This window comes from Serratia sp. DFXYC6 (assembly GCF_057196085.1).
The window spans coordinates 1714310-1733519 of the sequence record NZ_JBXUNV010000001.1 but is presented as its reverse complement, the minus strand read 5'-3'; the positions used below and the strand labels follow the sequence as shown (position 1 = coordinate 1733519).

Annotated in this window: 20 protein-coding genes; 9 read left to right on the top strand and 11 right to left on the bottom strand. The window is 59.4% G+C overall.

Annotated features, from left to right (window positions below; genetic code table 11):
* Positions 1-53: 53 nt before the first annotated feature.
* The 6 genes from rnt to AC2CGQ_RS08345 all read right to left on the bottom strand — a co-directional run bounded on the left by rnt (position 54) and on the right by AC2CGQ_RS08345 (position 5901).
* On the bottom strand, positions 54-737 hold the full coding sequence (gene rnt / locus AC2CGQ_RS08370; RefSeq protein WP_484593570.1) for a ribonuclease T: 684 nt from the start codon (positions 735-737) through the stop codon (positions 54-56).
* Positions 738-816: 79 nt separating this feature from the next.
* Positions 817-1224 carry a lactoylglutathione lyase gene (gene gloA / locus AC2CGQ_RS08365; RefSeq protein WP_004931325.1) on the bottom strand — a complete coding sequence of 136 codons (408 nt, stop codon included), beginning with the start codon at positions 1222-1224 and terminating at the stop codon, positions 817-819.
* A 341-nt stretch (positions 1225-1565) separates the two neighbouring features.
* The gene (gene nemA, locus AC2CGQ_RS08360) at positions 1566-2669 is read right to left on the bottom strand and encodes an alkene reductase (protein ID WP_004931322.1); all 1104 of its coding nucleotides are present in this window, start codon (positions 2667-2669) and stop codon (positions 1566-1568) included.
* A gap of 91 nt (positions 2670-2760) precedes the next feature.
* Positions 2761-3381, bottom strand: a complete 621-nt coding sequence (locus AC2CGQ_RS08355) for a TetR/AcrR family transcriptional regulator (protein WP_021505463.1) — start codon at positions 3379-3381, stop codon at positions 2761-2763.
* 102 nt (positions 3382-3483) lie between these two features.
* Positions 3484-5121 carry a phosphoethanolamine transferase EptA gene (eptA, locus tag AC2CGQ_RS08350; protein WP_484593569.1) on the bottom strand — a complete coding sequence of 546 codons (1638 nt, stop codon included), beginning with the start codon at positions 5119-5121 and terminating at the stop codon, positions 3484-3486.
* Positions 5122-5259: 138 nt separating this feature from the next.
* Positions 5260-5901, bottom strand: coding sequence for an NAD(P)-dependent oxidoreductase (locus AC2CGQ_RS08345; RefSeq protein ID WP_004931317.1), 642 nt, complete (start codon positions 5899-5901; stop codon positions 5260-5262).
* Between the two features lie 139 nt (positions 5902-6040).
* Here AC2CGQ_RS08345 and AC2CGQ_RS08340 point away from each other — a divergent pair, with 139 nt between their 5' ends.
* The 3 genes from AC2CGQ_RS08340 (at position 6041) to AC2CGQ_RS08330 (ending at position 8229) form a co-directional block, all read left to right on the top strand.
* Positions 6041-6970, top strand: coding sequence for a LysR substrate-binding domain-containing protein (locus tag AC2CGQ_RS08340; RefSeq protein ID WP_193152098.1), 930 nt, complete (start codon positions 6041-6043; stop codon positions 6968-6970).
* Between the two features lie 23 nt (positions 6971-6993).
* A complete protein-coding gene (locus tag AC2CGQ_RS08335; RefSeq protein ID WP_015377731.1) occupies positions 6994-7233 on the top strand; it encodes a DUF1289 domain-containing protein in 240 nt (79 codons plus the stop codon).
* Positions 7234-7332: 99 nt separating this feature from the next.
* The gene (locus AC2CGQ_RS08330) at positions 7333-8229 is read left to right on the top strand and encodes an aldo/keto reductase (protein ID WP_004931312.1); all 897 of its coding nucleotides are present in this window, start codon (positions 7333-7335) and stop codon (positions 8227-8229) included.
* Between the two features lie 59 nt (positions 8230-8288).
* Here AC2CGQ_RS08330 and AC2CGQ_RS08325 read toward each other — a convergent pair whose 3' ends face one another.
* The gene (locus AC2CGQ_RS08325) at positions 8289-10133 is read right to left on the bottom strand and encodes a polyurethane esterase (protein ID WP_044031338.1); all 1845 of its coding nucleotides are present in this window, start codon (positions 10131-10133) and stop codon (positions 8289-8291) included.
* Between the two features lie 241 nt (positions 10134-10374).
* Between AC2CGQ_RS08325 and sodC the strand changes: the two genes are divergently transcribed.
* The gene (sodC, locus tag AC2CGQ_RS08320) at positions 10375-10896 is read left to right on the top strand and encodes a superoxide dismutase family protein (RefSeq protein ID WP_015377733.1); all 522 of its coding nucleotides are present in this window, start codon (positions 10375-10377) and stop codon (positions 10894-10896) included.
* Here the strand turns inward: sodC and AC2CGQ_RS08315 are convergent, their stop codons facing one another.
* The 3 genes from AC2CGQ_RS08315 to AC2CGQ_RS08305 are packed head-to-tail and all read right to left on the bottom strand — an operon-like array spanning position 10897 to position 14034.
* On the bottom strand, positions 10897-12927 hold the full coding sequence (locus AC2CGQ_RS08315; protein WP_160125428.1) for an FUSC family protein: 2031 nt from the start codon (positions 12925-12927) through the stop codon (positions 10897-10899).
* A 3-nt stretch (positions 12928-12930) separates the two neighbouring features.
* Positions 12931-13794: an efflux RND transporter periplasmic adaptor subunit gene (locus AC2CGQ_RS08310; protein WP_015377735.1), complete on the bottom strand. Its 864-nt coding sequence runs from the start codon at positions 13792-13794 to the stop codon at positions 12931-12933.
* 3 nt (positions 13795-13797) lie between these two features.
* Entirely contained in the window at positions 13798-14034 is a 237-nt protein-coding gene (locus tag AC2CGQ_RS08305; RefSeq protein ID WP_004931303.1) for a DUF1656 domain-containing protein, read from the bottom strand.
* 180 nt (positions 14035-14214) lie between these two features.
* On the opposite strand from AC2CGQ_RS08305, the gene slyA reads away from it, so the two are divergent.
* Positions 14215-14646: a transcriptional regulator SlyA gene (gene slyA, locus AC2CGQ_RS08300; protein WP_004931301.1), complete on the top strand. Its 432-nt coding sequence runs from the start codon at positions 14215-14217 to the stop codon at positions 14644-14646.
* 93 nt (positions 14647-14739) lie between these two features.
* Here slyA and AC2CGQ_RS08295 read toward each other — a convergent pair whose 3' ends face one another.
* Positions 14740-15204: an outer membrane lipoprotein gene (locus AC2CGQ_RS08295; protein WP_025159710.1), complete on the bottom strand. Its 465-nt coding sequence runs from the start codon at positions 15202-15204 to the stop codon at positions 14740-14742.
* Between the two features lie 359 nt (positions 15205-15563).
* On the opposite strand from AC2CGQ_RS08295, the gene anmK reads away from it, so the two are divergent.
* From anmK to tyrS, 4 genes are all read left to right on the top strand, one after another.
* Positions 15564-16685: an anhydro-N-acetylmuramic acid kinase gene (gene anmK, locus AC2CGQ_RS08290; protein ID WP_484593568.1), complete on the top strand. Its 1122-nt coding sequence runs from the start codon at positions 15564-15566 to the stop codon at positions 16683-16685.
* A 45-nt stretch (positions 16686-16730) separates the two neighbouring features.
* Positions 16731-17033, top strand: coding sequence for an MliC family protein (locus tag AC2CGQ_RS08285; RefSeq protein WP_004931294.1), 303 nt, complete (start codon positions 16731-16733; stop codon positions 17031-17033).
* Between the two features lie 89 nt (positions 17034-17122).
* Positions 17123-17776, top strand: a complete 654-nt coding sequence (gene pdxH / locus AC2CGQ_RS08280; protein WP_004931292.1) for a pyridoxamine 5'-phosphate oxidase — start codon at positions 17123-17125, stop codon at positions 17774-17776.
* A 138-nt stretch (positions 17777-17914) separates the two neighbouring features.
* On the top strand, positions 17915-19189 hold the full coding sequence (tyrS, locus tag AC2CGQ_RS08275) for a tyrosine--tRNA ligase (RefSeq protein ID WP_048323245.1): 1275 nt from the start codon (positions 17915-17917) through the stop codon (positions 19187-19189).
* Positions 19190-19210 lie beyond the last annotated feature (21 nt).

Below are 19210 nucleotides of genomic sequence, written 5' to 3'. Positions count from 1 at the left end.
ATTATCGCGTAACGGGCGGCGCCAGTGTAACTGGGCCGCCTTTTTTGTTGGTTTTATTCGGCGAGATCGCCGTCGGGCAGCGGCCAGCCGCCGAGACGTTTCCAGCGGTTAACCAGCTCGCAAAACAGCAGGGCGGTTTGCTCGGTGTCGTACAGCGCGGAGTGCGCCTGGCTGCTGTCGAACGGCATGCCGGCGGCGATGCAGGCTTTGGCCAGCACCGTTTGCCCCAGCACCAGGCCGCTCAGCGCGGCGGTGTCGAAGGTGGCGAACGGATGGAACGGGTTGCGCTTCAGGCCGGCGCGTTCGGCCGCGGCCATCAAAAAGCTGTGATCGAAGTTGGCGTTGTGCGCCACGATAATGGCGCGATTGCAACCGCGATCCTTGAGCCCTTTGCGCACCGCTTTGAAAATGGCGTGCAGCGCGTCATATTCGCTGACCGCGCCGCGCAGCGGATTGTGCGGATCGATGCCGTTAAACGCCAGCGCTTCCGGCTGCAGGTTGGCGCCCTCGAAAGGCTCCACGTGGAAGTGCAGGGTTTCGTCCCGCTGCAGCCAGCCGTCCTCATCCATTTTCAGCGTGACGGCGGCGATCTCCAGCAACGCATCGGTATTGGCGTTGAAGCCGGCGGTTTCAACATCTATTACTACGGGATAAAACCCACGAAAACGACCACTCAGGGCGTTAAGATCACTTTTCTCGGCCATCAGTTTCTTATCTTCATCGAATGCAGCGCGCATTATGGCAAATTTTGCGCCCGGTTGCAGGCGCTATCGCGCGGAGAATCAGCAGGGCGCCAACGCGCCCTGAAGGGGAGGCTTAGTGGCCGAGGCCCTGACCGGCGTGTTTGTTTTCGATCAGCTCGATTTTGTAGCCGTCCGGATCTTCGACGAAGGCGATAACCGTGGTACCGCCTTTCACCGGGCCGGCTTCGCGGGTGACTTTGCCGCCGGCGCGACGGATGCTGTCGCAGGTGGCGGCAACGTCATCCACGCCCAGCGCCAGGTGGCCGAAGGCGGTGCCCATATCGTAGCTGTCGGTGCCCCAGTTATAGGTCAGTTCGATAACTGCGCCTTCGCTCTCTTCCGTATAGCCGACGAAAGCCAGGGAGTATTTGTACTCCGGGTTTTCGCTGGTGCGCAGCAGGCGCATGCCTAATACCTTGGTGTAGAAGTCGATGGCGCGTTGCAGGTCACCGACGCGGATCATGGTATGGAGTAAGCGCATAATTCCTCTGAATTGACTGTGCCGTGGCAGACGGCGGGTGGATTGAAGCACAAGCGAGTATAGCCTTGTCCCGCAAGGGAATTCAACGTGACGAATTAGTGACAATGTCACTTTGTGGTCTCGCGTCGAGGGTGTCTAAATATTGATCGAGTGTACCGATCGATACAGAGTAATTGATCTGCACAATCAATTATCTATTCCAGCGGCGATCGTGTAAAAATCGAACGGCAATAAAGATCAACACCAGGGAACAGCGGCCCGCCTCGTGCGGGCCTTTTTGCTTTGCGCGCGACGCATAAAAAACGGCCATGCGATTGCGTGGCCGTTGGGGTCAGGACAGATTACTTCGCCAGAAACGGATAGTCGGTATAGCCTTCGGCGCCGCCGCCGTAGAAGGTTTCCGGCTTAGGTTCGTTCAGCGGGGCGTGCTGGCGGAAACGCTCTACCAGATCCGGGTTGGCGATGTAGCTGCGGCCGAAGGCCACCGCGTCGATGAAACCTTTTTCGATCAAAGCTTCGGCTTTTTCGGCGGTGTAGGCGCCGGCACCGACGATCACCCCTTTAAAGTGGGCGCGCACCGAGTCGCGGAAGGCGTCGGAATACGGTTTGCCGCCGGCCCAGTCAGGTTCGGAGATGTGCAGGTAAGCGATATTGCGCTTATTCAGCTCTTCCACCAGATACAGCGCTGCTTCTTCCTGATCTTCGCCGTTGTCCAGCCCGTTGAACGGCCCCAGCGGCGAGATACGGATACCGATGTGTTCGGCACCCCATTCGGCGATGGTGGCGTCGACCACTTCCAGCGTCAGGCGGGTGCGATTCTCAATGCTGCCACCGTATTGATCGGTACGTTGGTTGGAAGCCGGTGACATGAACTGGTGCAGCAGATAGCCGTGGGCAGCATGCAGTTCGATGAAGTCGAAACCGGCTTCGCGCGCGTTGGCGGTTGCCTGGCGGAAATCGTTGATGATGCCCGGGATCTCGCTGGTTTCCAGCGCGCGCGGCGTGGAGGTCGGCACGCGCACCCAGGCGCCGGTTTCATCACGCACGGTGGTGCGGGTTTCGGCGTTGATGGCCGAAGGTGCGACCGGCGCTTGCCCGCCTGGCTGCAGGCTGGCGTGGGAAATGCGGCCTACGTGCCACAGCTGCACGGCGATGTGGCCGTTGTTGTCATGCACTGCCTGCGTGATGTTTTTCCATGCGGCGATCTGCTCCGGCGTATGCAAACCGGGCGCGCCGGCGTAGCCTTTCGCCTGGAAGGAAACCTGGGTCGCTTCGGTCACGATCAGGCCGGCGCTGGCGCGCTGTGCGTAATATTCCGCCATCAGCGGCGTAGGAATATCGCCCGGCTCGATGCTGCGCAAACGCGTCAGCGGAGCCATAAACACGCGGTTGGGCAGGGTGATGGCGCCAACCTTCAGCGGAGAGAGCAATTTTTCAGTCTTCATAGTGCATCCTGTATTTAATAGACCGGTCGTCTAGTAATGGGCGATAAAAAACCATGAACTGCATTTTTTCAATAAAAATAAGTTGTTACCGTTACGGTTGCGGCGGGCGCAGCAGCAACTCGATGCTTTCCAGCGCGCTGGTCAACGGCGCCAGCGAGTGACGGATCTTGGCGCGCAGCGTGGCGCCGAGCCACAGTGAATACAGCGTTTCTGCGGTTGCCGCCGGGCTCATGGCTACCGACAGCGAGCCCTCGGCGATACCGCGCTCGATGGCCTCCTGAAGGTGGCCGATCACGCGAGCGGTGCCCGTTTCCAGCGCATGGCGCATCGGTTCCGACAGATCGCTCACCTCGGCGGAAAGCTTCACCGCCAGGCAGGCGTTGTGGCATTCGCTGCGGCAGTGGTAGCTGATAGCCTGGGCGTAATAGCCGAGCAGCTGGTGGCGGGCATCACCGCGTCTGTCGGCAAACAGCGCCTGCATTTCTGCATCATAATGCGCGAAATAGCGCTGCAGCATCGCTTCGCCGAAGGCTTCCTTCGAGCGAAAATAGTGGTAGAACGAGCCTTTCGGCACGCCCGCGGTGGCCAGCAGTTCGCTCAGCCCCATGCCGGTAAAGCCCAGGCGCAGGCTGAGGGTTTCGCCGGTGGCGAGCAGATGTTCACGTGTATCCACGTTGCAATGCGTTGATTTGGTCATCATGGTGCCGAGCATAATAGACCGATTGGTCTAGGTCAATGGGAATAAAAAAACCGGCGCACAAAACGCCGGTTGTCTGCAAACTATTGTGCCCCAGCGGCACGCGGAAGTTAAGCGCTACGCCGCGTTGCGGCAGCGTTGCAGGATATCCAACTGGGATTGATATTCGCGGGTTTGTACGTTCAGCATGCCCAACAGGGTGTGGAACAGGTTGTCCTGCGAAACCTCGTCCTTTTCCGCCAGCGTATTCAGACACTGGCGATCGATGCCGAAATTGCGCTGATAGTCGGCCGACATCCACATCAGGAAAGGCACGTGCGTTTGCTGGCTCGGCGCGAAGACATAAGGCGTACCGTGCAGATACATGCCGTTTTCCCCCAGCGATTCGCCATGATCGGACAAATAGACCAGCGCGGTATTGAAACGGTCGTCATACTGCCGCAGCAGCTTGATGGTGGCATCGAGCATCGCGTCGGTATACAGGATTGAGTTGTCGTAGGTGTTCATCAATTGTTCATGGCTGCAATCCTGGATCTGATTACTGTTGCAGGTCGGCGAAAACGCCTGGAATTCTGGCGTGCTGCGGCGGTAGTAAGCCGGGCCGTGGCTGCCCATCTGGTGCAGCACGATCACGCCGTCGTCTTTCAGGCTATTGATGTAGTCGTTCAGCTTGTACAACAGCACGTTGTCCATGCAAACCTCGCCGTCGCAGTCCTGCGGCGGTTTCAGCTTGGTCATGTCGATGTGCGGCACCCGGTCGCAGGCGCCTTTGCAGCCACCGTCGTTATCGCGCCACAGCACATTGACGCCGGCATGCGCCAGCACGTCGAGCATGCCTTCCTGGTGCGTCGCCTGGGTCGCGTCGTACTCCTTGCGTGGCATGTTGGAGAACATGCAGGGCACGGAGATCGCCGTTTCGGTGCCGCAGGAGCTGGCGTTTTTGAAGTAGACCACGTTGTCCTGCTTCAGGCGCGGATTGGTTTCGCGTTCATAGCCGCCTAGGGAGAAGTTTTCGGCGCGGGCGGTTTCGCCCACGACCAGGATCACCAACGTTTTCTTGGCCTGCCTGGCGATCAGCGGCCCTTTACGCGCATCTTCGCCGATCTTGACCAGCGGCAGATTGCGGGTGAAGTAACGCTGTTCGGTAAACTTGATGGTGCCGGCCACGAAGTTGGAAGGCGTCAACATCTTCACCACGCTCTTATTGTTGCGGATCAGCGAAGCGTAGTCTTTGTAGAACAGCGCGGCGACGATCAGGATCACCACCAACGACAGCATGACGTTGGCGGCGCGCAGTCCGACCATGTACCACCAGGGGCGAGTTTGGCGAATTTGAGTGAAGCAGACCGCCACCGCCGGCAGAATGCCGAGCAGCGTCAGCCACAATCCCATGCGCGGCGTCAGCAGCGCGGTCGCCTCCTGAGGGTTGGTTTCGAAGGCGTTCTGCATCATGTTGCCGTCGATCACCACACCATAGCTGAACATGAAATAGTTGGCTGCGGCGCTGCCGAGCAAGAAAAAGATGATCAGCGGCTTGCGCAGGTAGGGCACGGTCAACACGCTGAAGATGATATTCAACGCACAGAAGATCACCACCGGCATGCTGGCGGCGAAAATCACGCTGTGGGCGCTATCGAAGGTGATATACGACCAGGCGCGCTGCAGGAATAAGGCGTTCTGAAATAAAGTGAAGAACAGGGCGGCGGCGAGGGTAAAACCGAGGCTGTTGCACCGTAAGCGTTGACGTAACCACATTGCCAAATCGGGATCCTGAAAGTAGATAATGCCTTGAAATCTACCGGATGAAACTTAAGAAAACCTTAGAAACTCAGATTACTGGCGGCGGAGAATACGCGGAAAACGCCAGGCCGAGCGGCCTGGCGGCGGGGCGGTTTAGTAGGCGGCGGTGAATTGCGCGCGAATAAACTGAGGCTTTTCAATCTCATCAACGATAGCGACCGCCAGGTCTTCCACCGAAATGCTGGCCGGCGCTTCGCCGTTCATCAGCAGTTGCGTGGTGCCGAGGCGGAACTGGCCGGTGCGTTTGCCCGGCTCCAGCAGGGCGGCCGGCGAAAGATAGGTCCAGTCGAGTGCCGACTCGTTACGCAGTTTGTTGCGCAGATCGCGCACCGCCTGCGCGCCGGGGCGGATATTTTCCGGGAACTGCGGCGTATCCACCAGTTCAACGCCCGGCGCCACTTCCAGGCTGCCGGCTCCGCCGACCACCAACAGGCGTTTGACGCCGGCCTGCTCGACCGCGGTGAGGATCTGCTGGGCGCCGCGGGTGGTTTTCTCATACAGGTTGTCTTCGCCCCAGCCGGGGTTGTAGGCGCTGATCACCGCGTCCTGGCCGCGCAATTGTCCCGCCAGCCAAGCCGTATCGGCGACGTCGCCCAGTGCGACGGTCAGATTGGCGTGCTCCGGCAACTCTTTTTTCTGGCGCGCGATTGCCGTCACCTGAATACCGCGAGCCAGCGCTTCATCCACCACGCGGCGGCCAACAAAACCGGTTGCTCCAATAATGGCTACTTTCATCTGTATGCTCCTTCGGGGATAGGTTCAGTATTGTGAGGCAGGCCGAGGTGCCTGCCGCGTGGTTTCTACTCTAGTCCTTAACAATAGCCGTGATTAGTGCCATATTCATGCTTTCTTGATTAAGTAAAACTTCATAATCGTGGATAAACTCAATCGAATGGCGGTATTCGCCACCGTGGTGGCGGAGGGCTCGCTGGCCGGTGCGGCACGGCGGCTGGGCATGACGCCGTCGGCGGTCAGCCAGCACATGCGCTCGCTGGAGAAGGCGCTTGGGGTGCCGTTGCTGCATCGTTCCACCCGCCGTCTGGCGCTGACCGAGGCAGGAGCGGCGTTCTATCCCGGCTGCGAGGCGATGCTGCAACAGGCGCTGCAGGCGGAGCAGCGGTTGGCGGAGCTGCGGGATACGCTGGTGGGGGAGCTGCGCATCGCCACCCCGGTCGGCATCGGCGGCCGATCGCTTGCGGAGGCGTTGTCGCCGCTGTTGCAGGCGCATCCTAAGCTGACGCTGCGAGTGCTGGCGGACGATCGCATCGTCGATATGATAGAACAGCGGGTCGACATTGCGCTGCGGGCCAACCGGCAGCTGGCGGACGCCAATATGATTGCGCATCCGTTGACGGCGTGGCCGATGGTGCTGTGCGCCGCACCGCGTTACCTCAGCCAGCATGGGGTGCCGGAAAAACCGCAGGATTTGGTACAGCACCGCTGGATCTCCAGCGGCTACAGCGGGGCGCATCTGGATTTGCAGCACCAGTCCGGCCAGCAGGTCAAGCTGCGGCTGGCGGAAGGACAGATCGTCAGCGAGAGCATGAACGTGATGCGCGCCTTTACCCGCGCCGGTCTGGGCATTTCCGTTCAGCCGCTGTATGAAATTGGCGACGAACTGCAGCGCGGCGAGCTGTTGCTGCTGTTGCCGGAGTGGCGGCCGGCGCCGCTGCGGCTGCACGCGCTGACGCTGGAACGCACTATGCCGGAGAAAAGCCGCCAGGCGCTGCGCTATTTGCGTGACTATTTTCGCCGCAATGGAGAAAAGGGACTTGCCAGCGGCGGCGATGGCGTCTTCAATTAGCAAGAGAACGCAGGAGGAGCCCCGTGGCGCAGCAGCTTGAGTTTTTCGACATCCCCAGCCCGTGTCGCGGCATTTGTCAGGCCGACGATCGTGGATTCTGCCGTGGCTGCCTGCGCAGCCGCGAGGAGCGTTTCGGCTGGATGAACATGAGTGATGCGCAAAAGCGCGAGGTGTTGCGCCTGTGCCGTCAACGCTTCCTGCGGCTGCAGCGCGCCAATAAAGCGCCTGACGAGCCGCTGCCGGAGCAGCCGTCGTTGTTTTAACCTTTCCTGATCTGCCGCACGTTCGTGTGGCTTACCGCTTCCCTGTGCCTCACCGGCTTGTGTATGCTGGCTGACAACTAATGTCATGAGGTTTTCGCAATGGTAGAACGTATTCGTCTCGCGCCGCAGGGGCCTGAATTTTCCCGCATGATTTGCGGTTACTGGCGGTTGATGGAGTGGGGCATGTCACCGCAGCAGCTGCTGACGTTCATCGAACAGCATGTCGAACTGGGCGTCACCACCGCCGATCACGCCGATATCTACGGTGGCTATGCCTGCGAACAGGCGTTCGGCGACGCGCTGCGTCTGAAGCCGGCGCTACGCCAGTCGCTGGAATTGGTGACCAAGTGCGGTATCGCCACCACCGCCAAGCCCGGTAACCCGATTGGGCATTACATCACCGACCGCGATCATATCGTGCAGAGTGCGGAACAGTCACTGCGCCATCTGCATACCGATTACCTCGATCTGCTGCTGATCCACCGCCCGGATCCGTTGATGGACGCTGACGACGTAGCCGAAGCCTTCGTTGCGTTGCACAAAAGCGGCAAGGTGCGCCATTTCGGCGTATCCAACTTTACGCCCGCGCAGTTCCAACTGTTGCAGTCGCGTCTGCCGTTCACGCTGGCGACCAACCAGGTGGAGATCTCGCCGATTCACCAACCGGCCATTCTCGACGGCACGCTCGACCAGTGCCAGCAACTGCGCATCAAGCCGATGGCCTGGTCCTGCCTGGGCGGCGGGCGCCTGTTCAACGACGCCGAGTTTCAGCCGCTGCGCGACGAGTTGCAGCGGGTGGCGCAAGAGATCGGCGCGGAGACCATCGAGCAGGTGGTGTACGCCTGGGTGATGCGCCTGCCGTCGTCGCCGTTGCCAATCATCGGCTCCGGCAAGATTGAGCGGGTGCGTTCGGCGCTGAAGGCGCAGAAACTGGTGCTGAGCCGCCAGCAGTGGTTCCGCATTCGCAAGGCGGCGCTGGGGTATGACGTGCCTTAAGGCGGGCAGAAAGAGGAAAGCCGGGCGGCGAAAGCGCCCGGCTTTTTTTATGCCGATCTTTAGGCCAACACCACCTGATCGGTGCTGATGTGATCGAGCGAGACGCCGATCAGCGTGACCTGGCTGTGGCCGAAGGCCAGCACCAGATCGTCGTTTTGCTGCGTGGCGTAGTCGCGGATATTGCCGCTGGCGCCTTCGGTGCCGATAAATACCAGTTTATCGCTGGCGTTGAAGCCATACAGCTGGTCGCGGCCGAAATCGCCGCTGAACAGGAAGGTGTTGCCGTTGCCGACGCCCTTCAGGATGTCATCGCCGCTGCCGCCGACGAAGGTCAGGTTGCCGCCGGCGTGGCCGATCAGCGTGTCGTTGCCGGCGTTGCCGAACAGCCAGGCGTCGTGGCTGCGAGCCTGCAGCACGTCATCGCCGTCGCCGCCGGTGGCGGCGGCGGCATAGGCTTTGAGGCCTGAGTCCGATTTCAATCCGGCGGCGGTTACCTGATGATCCACTTCTTTGTTGAAGATAAGCCAGGAGGTTTCTTTGCTGCGCAGGGTGCTGATGTCGTCCGCCAGCGTAATGCCGCCCTTGGCGTCGCGCAGGTAAAGCGTGTTGCCGTCGTAGGCGACCTCGGTATTCTTCAACGCCTGCTGGGTATCGAAGATATTGTGGCCTTTGCCGCCGGCGATCAGGTTATAGCCGCCGGCGTCGCGGAAGATATCGTCGCCGTCGCGGCCCTCGAGATAATCGTTGCCTTTGCCGCCCTTGATCAAATCATTGCCGTCGCTGCCGATGATAAACGTCGGCCCGCTGTGCGTTTCCGCGTTGCGGTTCAGGTCTTCCACCCAGGTACTGCCGCGCGTCACGTTCGACAGGTTGGAGACGATGATGGTCGAGTCTTTGTCGGTCAGCGAATAAAACTCGGAGTTCAGCACCCGCATCAGGCCATCCTGATAGAAGAACGGCAGGTGGGATAGCCAGGTCGGAATGTTGAGAATGGAGAACGGCAACAGATTCCAGGCGTCCGACGCGTAGTGGTCGTTGAAGTTGACGATATTGTTGGTGGCGGAGGTATGCGGCGCATCGTGAACGCCCAATGACGGCAGGGTCAGCGAGGTGCCGTCGAGCGCGCGAAACACCGGATCGTTCTCATAACCGATGTTGATCACCTTGCCGCCGGCTTCGTACTGGGTCGGCGAGGCGAAGGCGACATAGTTGGACTGCGCGTAGAAGCCGCCCCAGTTGGCGTCGCTCTGCGCCGCCATGCTGTTGACCGCCAGCCCGCCGAGGCTGTGGCCGCTGACCACCACGTCCTCGCCGCTCAGCCCGTGGGCCTGCGCGAATTTCGCCACGTCGCCCAGCAAGTTGCCGAACGCCTTCAGCGTATAGCCGTCGGCGTAACCTTTCGGCCCGAACCCGGCCAGCAGATCGTTAATCACATCGCCGATGGTATCGCCGATCAACGACTCGCGCGGGCCGCTGGTGCCGCGAAATGAGATGCCAATGGCGGTGAGATTGCCTTCGCTGTCATATTTGCCCAGCACCTCGGCCTGCGCGGTGGTGTAACCGGCGGTCTCGCCGTAGTAGGTGCCGCGCGCATCGGTTTTGCCGGCGTAACCCAACTGCGTGGCATCGATCACCGACCAGCCGGCATTATTTACCGCTTCCTGCGCGGCCTGTTCGGAGTCGGGGTTCCAGGGCAGGCCGGGCAGGCCGCCCTGCGACTGGGTGCTGCCGATGAGCGCCGTGATCAGCGTCAGCGGCAGACCGAGCCCGAAACCGGTCTGGTGATAGCCTTCATCGAAGCCGTTATCGATATTGTGGTAAGCGTAGGTAGAGATGGCCAAGGCGTCGGAAAACAGCGCCTTTGACGCGTTTTCGTCCAGATCCTTATAGCTAAAGATGCCCATATCAGTTCCTTATGAAGTATGCCGCCTGGCCGGGAAGTGAACTCTCGCGCGTCGGCGGTGGAAACAGGGAAACAACGTTAGCCGAACGACAGCTGGTCAGAGGACCAACATCGGTAGAATTATTATTGGTGCTAAATATTAGGCCCGCGAATCAAATTGGCGAGATTGTGCGTTGGTTAACAGTGCTGGCGTTGGCTCTCCTATACTGATAACTCGATATAGTCATTAAGGAGACTGATTGATGAAACGTTATTGGTATGCGGCGCTTGGCCTGATGGCCTGCGGGGCCGCTCAGGCGGCGACGGTCGACGTTGAGATGAATTTGGTGACCGGGCAGGGTATCGGTCAGGATATCGGCAAAGTGGCCATCAGCGAAACGCCTTACGGCTTACTGTTCACGCCGAGCCTGAAAGCCTTGCCGGCCGGGGTGCACGGTTTCCATGTGCATGAGAAAGGCAGCTGCGAGCCGGGCATGAAGGACGGCAAGGCGGTGGCGGCGCTGGCGGCTGGCGGGCATTTTGATCCGCAAAAAACCGGGAAACACCTCGGACCCTATGCCGACGGGCATCTGGGCGATTTGCCGGCCATCTATGTGACCGCCGACGGCATGGCGAACGATCCGGTGTTGGCGCCGCGGCTGAAAAAAATCAGCGAAATTGAGGGCAAGGCGCTGATGGTGCACGCCGGCGGCGATAACCACTCGGATCATCCACAGCCGCTCGGCGGCGGCGGTGCGCGCTTCGCCTGCGGCGTGATCAAGTGATCACCCGCCGCTAACGGCCGGTGTGGCGGCGGGCTGGCCCATCGCCTGTTGCAACTGCTGCAGCGAGCAGTAGAGCCGCCAAATCAGGCCAGCCAGATCGCGCGCCGCCTGTTCCGGGTGGTGCGCCAGCGCGTTGCTCATGCGCAGCAATTCCTGCAGCGTGGCGTCCAGCGAACTGTGCTGCACGCCTTTCTCCGTCATGATGCCGCGCAGGCAGTGGATACAGACGTTGCGCACCGCCGACAGCGGATCTGATCGGGTTTGCCAGTCGCGCAGTTGCCAGACGATATGGCTGCAGTTGAGCAGCACCACGCCCCAGCGCAGTAACCAGGTGCGCGCCTCCTGATCCTGACTTTGATTGAGCTGGCTGATGCGATGGTAGATCAGCGATTCAAACTGGCTTTCGCTCTGCTGCGGCCGTTTGCTCAACTGATCGATAAAGTCGCGCCGCAGCGCGCGGATAATGCGGCGGCTTTTGCGTTTGTCCGAGCTGGGGCGCAGGATCTGAAACGCCAGCCCGGCCAGCAGCACGCCGACGACTTTAGCGATGTTGTCATTGATAAAGGACTGGTAGTCATAGCTCGGCGGATTGCTGACGGTCAGAAACGAGCCCATAAAGACGATCAGCTGCCCCCAAAGCGCGGCATAAGGCGGGTTCTGCAGCTTGAGCATCTGCATGGTCACCAGGATCGGGAACAGGAAGGCGCAGAACACCCAGAAATCGTCAATCTGGATCATCAAACCGAATTTCACCACGAAGCAGGCGACCGAGAGCAGCAGCACCGCCTTGAGCAAGGTGCTGACGCTGTTGATCGGCGAAGGCGTGGAGGAGTAGAGCACGCAGCTGATGGCGGTGAGCGTCAGCGCCGCGCTGCCGGCGTCCCATTGCGTGTTGATCCAGTAGGCGCAGCCGATCACGATGCACAAAAAGGTGCGCAGGCCATTGTAGGCGGCTTCATAGCTGTCGGTATGGCGCGCCAGCGAAGTGGCGCGCGGCGGTTGGAGATCGCTGACCGCCGTGGCGCTTTCCAACCGCCGCAGCCAGCGGCTGCAGCGCAGGTAAAGCCAACAGAAATCGCGCAACCGCAGCCAGAAGGCGCGATGGCGATAGTCCGCGGGATCGTGCGGCGCGATCTGCTGGAGCAGGCGCGCCAAGCGATATTTATCGGTGGCGGGATCGCGCAGCTCGTCCAGCAGTTGCGTCAGCACCGGCATCAGATTGACGGGGCGATCCGGCCAGTTCAGCAGCATGCGGCGCAGGCTGGAGATGACGCTGGTAATGCGCAGCTGCTGGTGCAGCAGATAGTTGAGCAGGTTATTTTGCCGCCGCAGCCGGTAGTGGCTCCAGAATGCCTGAATGCGCAGCAGGTTCATGGTCAGGATCTGGCCGATGACCCCTTCGTGCGAGGTGCGCATCTGCGCGGTGACCTCCGGCTGCCACAGCATGGCGGCGTGCTCCAGCAGGCGCAGTTGCATGCGCCGCAGCGAGGTCATCAGGGCTTCGCCGTCGGAGGTGCTGGGCAGGATCATCATCATCAACCCGCCGCACAGAATGCCGGTGATCACTTCGCAAACTCGCGCCTGGGCGATGTCGAAGATCTGCTGGGTATCGGTGACGTTGACCGTGCCGAAGGCGATGATGGCGGCGGTATAGCCCGCCAGCGCGAAGGCATAAGAGACGTTGTTTTGGTAATGGTTGGAGACGTAGGTGCACAACCCGATCCAGGCGGCGATGAACAGCGTAAACAGCCAGGGATCGTTCAGGCAGTGGCCGGCGATCGCCACCGAGGCGGCGGCGCCCACCAGGCTGCCGAAGATGCGGCCGATGCTTTTGCTGATCACGCCGCCGATGGTGGGGAAGCTCACCACCGCGGCGGAGGTAAGCGCCCAATAGGGTTCGTCGAGTTCGAGCACGAACGCGACCCACAGCGCCAGACACATCGCCAGCGAGTTGCGCAGCGCATAGCGCCATTGGCCGCCGGTCGCCTTACCCCAGGGGGTACGGCTCCACTCCAGAAAGGGCAGGTTCACACTTTAGTTCCGCTGATGAATCGAAATGGTGCAGGTGGTGCCGGCAACCAGCGTCAAATCGGCGGGCACGTTGAGCAATTTTATCCGCACCGGCACGCGCTGAGCCAAACGCACCCAGGGAACATTGGGCTTAACATCCATTAATAGATCGTTGTTGCTGTCAACGCTCTGATCGTAAATGGCGCGGCCGATACTCTCTACTTCTCCCTGCAGCGGGGTGTTGCCGTTATATAAGACAATATCGGCTTTATTGCCTTCTTTTATATGTTTCAGCTTGGTTTCTTCGAAATAACCGAGTACATAAAACGAATGGACATCCACCAACGCGACCAAAGGCGTGCCGGCGTTGGCGTAGTTCCCGACCCGCGCCTGCAGATTGGTGATATAACCGTCGGTCGGCGCGTAAATTTTAGTTTTGCTCAAATTCCATTTGGCCTGTTCCAGGTTGGCCAGGGCGGCTTTATAGGCGGCCTTCATTGCCTGAGCGGCTAAATTGGACTCGTCCAAATCTTCAGCGGAAATAACGTTGCGCGGCAACCCGCGGCGTCGGGCGGCTTCGTGGTCTGCCTTGGCCAGATCCGATTGCGCTTTTGCCACCGCGGCCTCGGCATTGTCCAGCGCGATCTGGTAGGGCACCGGGTCGAGGGTAAAAATCAGACTTCCCGCAGGTACGAACTGATTGTCATTCGCGCTTATTTTCTCTAATCTTCCAGAGACTTCAGGGGTGATATTGACGAGTTCGGCGCGCACTTTTCCATCACGGGTCCATGGGGATTGCATATAATAATTCCAGAGCCACCAACCGGCGCAGACGGCAATGGCGCAGACGATCACCGTAGAGAAGTATTTTAATGTTTTATGCTGCATGGGTTACCAACTCGCTAAAATCCATAAGGAACCGCTGACGGTCAGAACGAAAATGGACAGGTCCATCAACATGGGATGCCAGATTTCACCGGAATACATCCAGTCTCTCAGCAGTTGATGAATCAGCAGCCATAAGACCAGTCCTAGTAAAAAAGCTTTAAATATAGGTGGAAAATAAAGCGATGCCCCCAGGACCAAATCGGGTAAGGGGGATGAGGTGTGTAACCATGATGTATTCACATTAACAATCCCTAAGGGTGAATATGTTGAATATTTGCATAACGATTAAACGATAACGGCCGAAAATAGTGGCTATTTCCACAATATACATTATATACATTTGTGTTTTTAATGTGAGTTACCCAAAATAGTCTAAACTCTGGGAGGTAATGTTAGCATGCTAATTATAAGGAGGGGGAAGTGGAGTCAACATTAGGTTCAGATTTAGCACGATTAGTTCGTGTTTGGCGCGCGCTCATCGATCATCGGCTCAAGCCGTTGGAGCTGACCCAAACGCACTGGGTCACTTTGCACAATATCAATCGTTTGCCGCCGGAGCAGTCGCAAATCCAGTTGGCCAAGGCGATCGGTATCGAGCAACCGTCACTGGTTCGCACGCTGGACCAATTGGAGGAGAAGGGGCTGATCACGCGTCACACCTGTGCCAACGATCGCCGCGCGAAGCGCATCAAGCTGACCGAAGCGGCCGATCCGATCATCAGGGAAGTGGACAGTGTGATCACGTCTACACGCAGTGAGATTTTAAGCGGCATTACCGCCGACGAAGTGCATCTGTTGGTAGGGCTGATTGGCAAGTTAGAACAAAATATCACCGAACTGCAGAACAAATAATAATATTCTTATTTTTCTACGATTACAGTTTCACAGCATCAGAAATAAAACCGGAGGCGATTGCCTCCGGTTTGCCGTGTGCCGCCTGCTGACTTACAGCGGAGAGACGGTGATGGTGTCGCCCATGCGCGCCATGCGCACGCGCTGACCCGGGCTGAACTTGGTGTCGCCTGCTTTCTGCACCACCACGATGTTCTCTTTCTGGTCGGTTTTGATTTCCAGCTCGTAGCCTGAGGTACGACCGGCCACTTCACCGATGCTGTTGCCCGCCGCGCCGCCGGCGATAGCGCCCGCCGCGGTAGCCAACGTACGGCCGGTGCCGCCGCCAACGGTGTTGCCCAACAACCCACCAATTACCGCGCCGCCGATCATCCCCAAGGCGTTGGAGCCTTCGCCGCCCTGAATTTTAACCGGACGCACGGAAACCAGCGTCCCGTAAGTGACGTTCTGCACCTGCTTGGCCTGCGAGGACGAGTAGACATCGCCGGACATGGATTCATTGGCACACCCAGCCAACGTAACGGCGGCGACGGCAACGACGAGAAGACGCTTGATCATATAAAACTCCTGATGGTAGTAGTCCATAACCTGGCAATGCTCACCAGGCAAGATTCAGTGAAAATGATAGACAAAGTATGGCTGAAAGTTGATACAGCGCCATGCCTCATCGCTGCACGCAGCTTAACTTTTCTCTGTTCAACCAATAATAAACCGCGGTTTACCTTTATGACAGCCTCACCGACATTCCGTCGCCTGTTATGGCACGGTTTAACACATAGCCCGTGCCACAGCGGCGCCAGAAGGCATCTGGCTCACGGTACGTAAAAAAAGCATCATAATTCATGGCGTTAATCCGGCAATTCTGGTTTATTTGTCAGGATAAATTTTGCTTACTGCGCGGGTTAGAGGATGTTGCTATGAAGTCAGGCCGCTATATAGGCGTCATGTCCGGCACCAGTCTGGACGGAATCGATGTGGTATTGGCCGCGATCGACGATCGCATGGTGGCGCAGCAGGCCAGCTATAGCCATCCGATGCCGATGGCGTTGAAAAAAGAGATCCTGGGGATGTGCCAGGGGCAGCAAACTACGTTGGCCGCCGTCGGCCGGCTGGACGCGCAGTTGGGTACGCTGTTCGGCGAGGCGGTGCTCGGCCTGCTAAAGCAAACCGGCATCGACGCGGAGCAGGTCACCGCCATCGGTTGCCACGGGCAGACGGTGTGGCACGAGCCGGAAGGCGACGCGCGTTTCTCGATGCAGCTCGGCGATAACAACCGCATCGCCGCGCTGACCAATATCACCACCGTCGGCGATTTCCGCCGGCGCGACATGGCGTACGGCGGGCAGGGCGCCCCGCTGGTGCCGGCGTTTCATCAGGCGCTGCTGGGGCATCCCGTCGAGCGGCGAATGGTGCTAAACGTCGGCGGCATCGCCAACCTTTCTCTGCTGTTGCCCGGTACGGCGGTGCGCGGTTTCGATACCGGGCCGGGCAACATGCTGATGGACGCCTGGGTGTGGCGCCACCGCGCGCAGCCTTACGATCAGGACGGCGGCTGGGGGATGCAGGGGCGGGTCTGCTTGCCGTTGTTGCAGCAGATGCTGGCGGATCCGTACTTCGCGCAGCCGGCGCCGAAAAGCACCGGCCGCGAGTATTTCAATATCGCTTGGCTGGAGCGGCAGCTGGCCGGATTGCCGGCGATGGTGCCGGTCGACGTCCAGGCCACGCTCACGGAACTGACCGCCGTCAGCATCAGCGAACAGGTGCAGCTGGCCGGCGGGTGCGAACGTCTGTTGGTGTGCGGCGGCGGGGCGCGCAACACGCTGCTGATGGCGCGTTTGTCGGCGCTGCTGCCGGGCACGGAAGTTGGGCTGACCGACGATTTCGGCGTCAGCGGTGACGACATGGAGGCGTTGGCCTTTGCCTGGCTGGCCTTCCGTACGCTGTCCGGCCAGGCCGGCAACCTGCCTTCGGTAACCGGCGCCAGCCGTGAAACGGTGCTGGGTGGGATTTATCCGGTTTTGCCATTGGGGGGCCGTTAGCTCTGTTAGGATAGCCTGTGAAGGATTTTTCTAAGGAGCAACAGCATGAAAAAAGTCATTTTCGTCGCCGGCGCGCTGGCGCTGTCCGGCTGCAGTTACATCCTGCCGCAGAGCAGCCAGACGATGCACTATCAGTGTGGCACCACGCCGCTGACGGTGGCGCTCGACGGCAAGGCGAGTGAAGTCAGCCTGCTGATGGATGGCGAGCAGCTGCATCTTAAGCAGGTGCTGGCGCTGACCGGCGCCAAATACAGCGACGGTAAATACACTTTTTGGTCGAAAGACCGTAACGCCTATCTTGAGCGCAACGGCAAGGTAGTCATGAGCGACTGCGTGTTGACGGAGTGAGGGTTGACGGCGGCGTCGGAGCGATTGAGTTCCTGACGCCGCAGGCGCAGAATGTAACGACGGATTTTTTCAGTTGGTCGATAACCCAGATGATTGAAAAGAATGAGTTTGATGTTGCGGACCTGCGCCGTGAATACACCCGGGGCGGCCTGCGCCGCAACGATCTGACCGCCAGCCCGCTCGAACTGTTCGAACGTTGGTTGAAACAGGCCTGCGACGCGCGCCTGGCGGATCCCACCGCCATGTGCGTCGCGACCGTCGACGAACACGGCCAGCCTTATCAACGCATCGTGCTGCTGAAGCATTTCGATGAGCAGGGGCTGGTGTTCTACACCAACCTCGGCAGCCGCAAGGCGCAACAGCTGGCGCACAACCCGCATATCAGCCTGCTGTTCCCCTGGCACATGCTCGATCGCCAGGTGATTTTCCTCGGCCAGGCGGAGCGTCTGTCGACGCTCGACGTGCTGAAGTATTTCAACAGCCGGCCGAAGGACAGCCAGATCGGCGCCTGGGTCTCGCAGCAATCGTCGCGCATTTCCGCGCGCGGCGTGCTGGAGAGCAAATTCCTCGAGCTGAAGCAGAAGTTCCAGCAGGGCGAGGTGCCGTTGCCGAGTTTCTGGGGCGGATTCCGCGTGAAATTCGACTCCGTCGAGTTCTGGCAGGGGGGCGCCCATCGCCTGCATGACCGTTTCCTGTATCAGCGGGACGGGAATGACTGGAAAATTGACCGACTGGCACCCTGAAGGCGGAAAATCCTCTCTAAGCGCTGGTGCTGATGCCGCCGGCGCTTTATTCTATGCGTTACCCTGAATTTTTATTTCGCCACTGGGCGAAAGGCCGTGTACCGGCAAAGGTGCATTCGTTTATACATGGAGTCATTGATGGCAAGCAGCAACTTGATTAAACAACTGCAAGAGCGGGGCCTCGTTGCCCAGGTTACGGATGAGGAAGCGTTAGCGGAGCGACTGGCGCAAGGGCCAATTGCACTGTATTGCGGTTTCGATCCGACCGCTGACAGCTTGCATTTGGGCCATCTGGTTCCTCTGTTGTGCCTGAAGCGCTTCCAGCTGGCCGGCCACAAGCCGGTAGCGTTGGTGGGCGGCGCCACTGGCCTCATCGGCGATCCGAGCTTCAAAGCGGCGGAGCGCAAGCTGAACACCACCGATACGGTGAACGAGTGGGTCGAGAAGATCCGCAAACAGGTTTCCCCGTTCCTCGATTTCGACTGCGGCAGCAACAGCGCTATCGCGGCCAACAACTACGACTGGTTCGGCGGCATGAACGTGCTGACCTTCCTGCGTGATATCGGCAAGCACTTCTCCGTCAACCAGATGATTAACAAGGAAGCGGTTAAGCAGCGCCTGAATCGCGACGACTCCGGCATCTCCTTCACCGAGTTCTCTTATAACCTGCTGCAGGGCTACGATTTCTCCGAGCTGTATAACCGCCACCAGGTGGAGCTGCAGATCGGCGGTTCCGATCAGTGGGGCAACATCACCTCGGGTATCGATCTGACGCGCCGTCAGCATCAGAAGCAGGTGTTCGGCCTGACCGTGCCGTTGATCACCAAAGCCGACGGCACCAAGTTTGGTAAAACCGAAGGCGGCGCGGTCTGGCTGGCGCCGGAAAAAACCAGCCCGTACAAGTTCTACCAGTTCTGGATCAACACCGCCGACGCCGACGTCTACCGCTTCCTGAAGTTCTTCACCTTCATGAGCCTGGAAGACATCAACGCGCTGGAAGAAGAAGACAAGAACAGCGGTAAGGCGCCGCGCGCCCAATACGTGCTGGCGGAAGAAGTGACCGGCATGGTGCACGGTGCGGAAGGCCTGGCGGCCGCCAAGCGCATCACCCAGAGTCTGTTCTCCGGTGCGCTGCACGACATGACCGAAGCGGACTTCGCCCAGCTGGCGCAGGACGGCATGCCGACCATCAAACTGGACCGCGACGCCGATCTGCAGCAGGCGCTGGTGAATGCCGAGCTGGTACCGTCACGCGGCCAGGCACGCACCATGATCGGCTCCAACGCGGTAACCATCAACGGCGAGAAGCAGTCCGATGCCGAATACCGCTTCAGCGATTCAGACCGTCTGTTCGGCCGCTACACGCTGCTGCGCCGCGGCAAAAAGCATTACTGCCTGGTGGATTGGCAGTAAATAAAATAGTCCCATATGAAT

What these genes read in the sequence shown, in the direction of transcription:
- AC2CGQ_RS08310 (WP_015377735.1), bottom strand. Translation starts at nt 13,794, where the DNA reads ATGCAGCATAAAACATTAAAATACTTCTCTACGGTGATCGTCTGCGCC.
- AC2CGQ_RS08345 (WP_004931317.1), bottom strand. Translation starts at nt 5,901, where the DNA reads ATGAAAGTAGCCATTATTGGAGCAACCGGTTTTGTTGGCCGCCGCGTG.
- AC2CGQ_RS08355 (WP_021505463.1), bottom strand. Translation starts at nt 3,381, where the DNA reads ATGCTCGGCACCATGATGACCAAATCAACGCATTGCAACGTGGATACA.
- AC2CGQ_RS08285 (WP_004931294.1), top strand. Translation starts at nt 16,731, where the DNA reads ATGAAAAAAGTCATTTTCGTCGCCGGCGCGCTGGCGCTGTCCGGCTGC.
- nemA (WP_004931322.1), bottom strand. Translation starts at nt 2,669, where the DNA reads ATGAAGACTGAAAAATTGCTCTCTCCGCTGAAGGTTGGCGCCATCACC.
- tyrS (WP_048323245.1), top strand. Translation starts at nt 17,915, where the DNA reads ATGGCAAGCAGCAACTTGATTAAACAACTGCAAGAGCGGGGCCTCGTT.
- AC2CGQ_RS08325 (WP_044031338.1), bottom strand. Translation starts at nt 10,133, where the DNA reads ATGGGCATCTTTAGCTATAAGGATCTGGACGAAAACGCGTCAAAGGCG.
- anmK (WP_484593568.1), top strand. Translation starts at nt 15,564, where the DNA reads ATGAAGTCAGGCCGCTATATAGGCGTCATGTCCGGCACCAGTCTGGAC.
- pdxH (WP_004931292.1), top strand. Translation starts at nt 17,123, where the DNA reads ATGATTGAAAAGAATGAGTTTGATGTTGCGGACCTGCGCCGTGAATAC.
- sodC (WP_015377733.1), top strand. Translation starts at nt 10,375, where the DNA reads ATGAAACGTTATTGGTATGCGGCGCTTGGCCTGATGGCCTGCGGGGCC.
- AC2CGQ_RS08330 (WP_004931312.1), top strand. Translation starts at nt 7,333, where the DNA reads ATGGTAGAACGTATTCGTCTCGCGCCGCAGGGGCCTGAATTTTCCCGC.
- AC2CGQ_RS08295 (WP_025159710.1), bottom strand. Translation starts at nt 15,204, where the DNA reads ATGATCAAGCGTCTTCTCGTCGTTGCCGTCGCCGCCGTTACGTTGGCT.
- rnt (WP_484593570.1), bottom strand. Translation starts at nt 737, where the DNA reads ATGCGCGCTGCATTCGATGAAGATAAGAAACTGATGGCCGAGAAAAGT.
- eptA (WP_484593569.1), bottom strand. Translation starts at nt 5,121, where the DNA reads ATGTGGTTACGTCAACGCTTACGGTGCAACAGCCTCGGTTTTACCCTC.
- gloA (WP_004931325.1), bottom strand. Translation starts at nt 1,224, where the DNA reads ATGCGCTTACTCCATACCATGATCCGCGTCGGTGACCTGCAACGCGCC.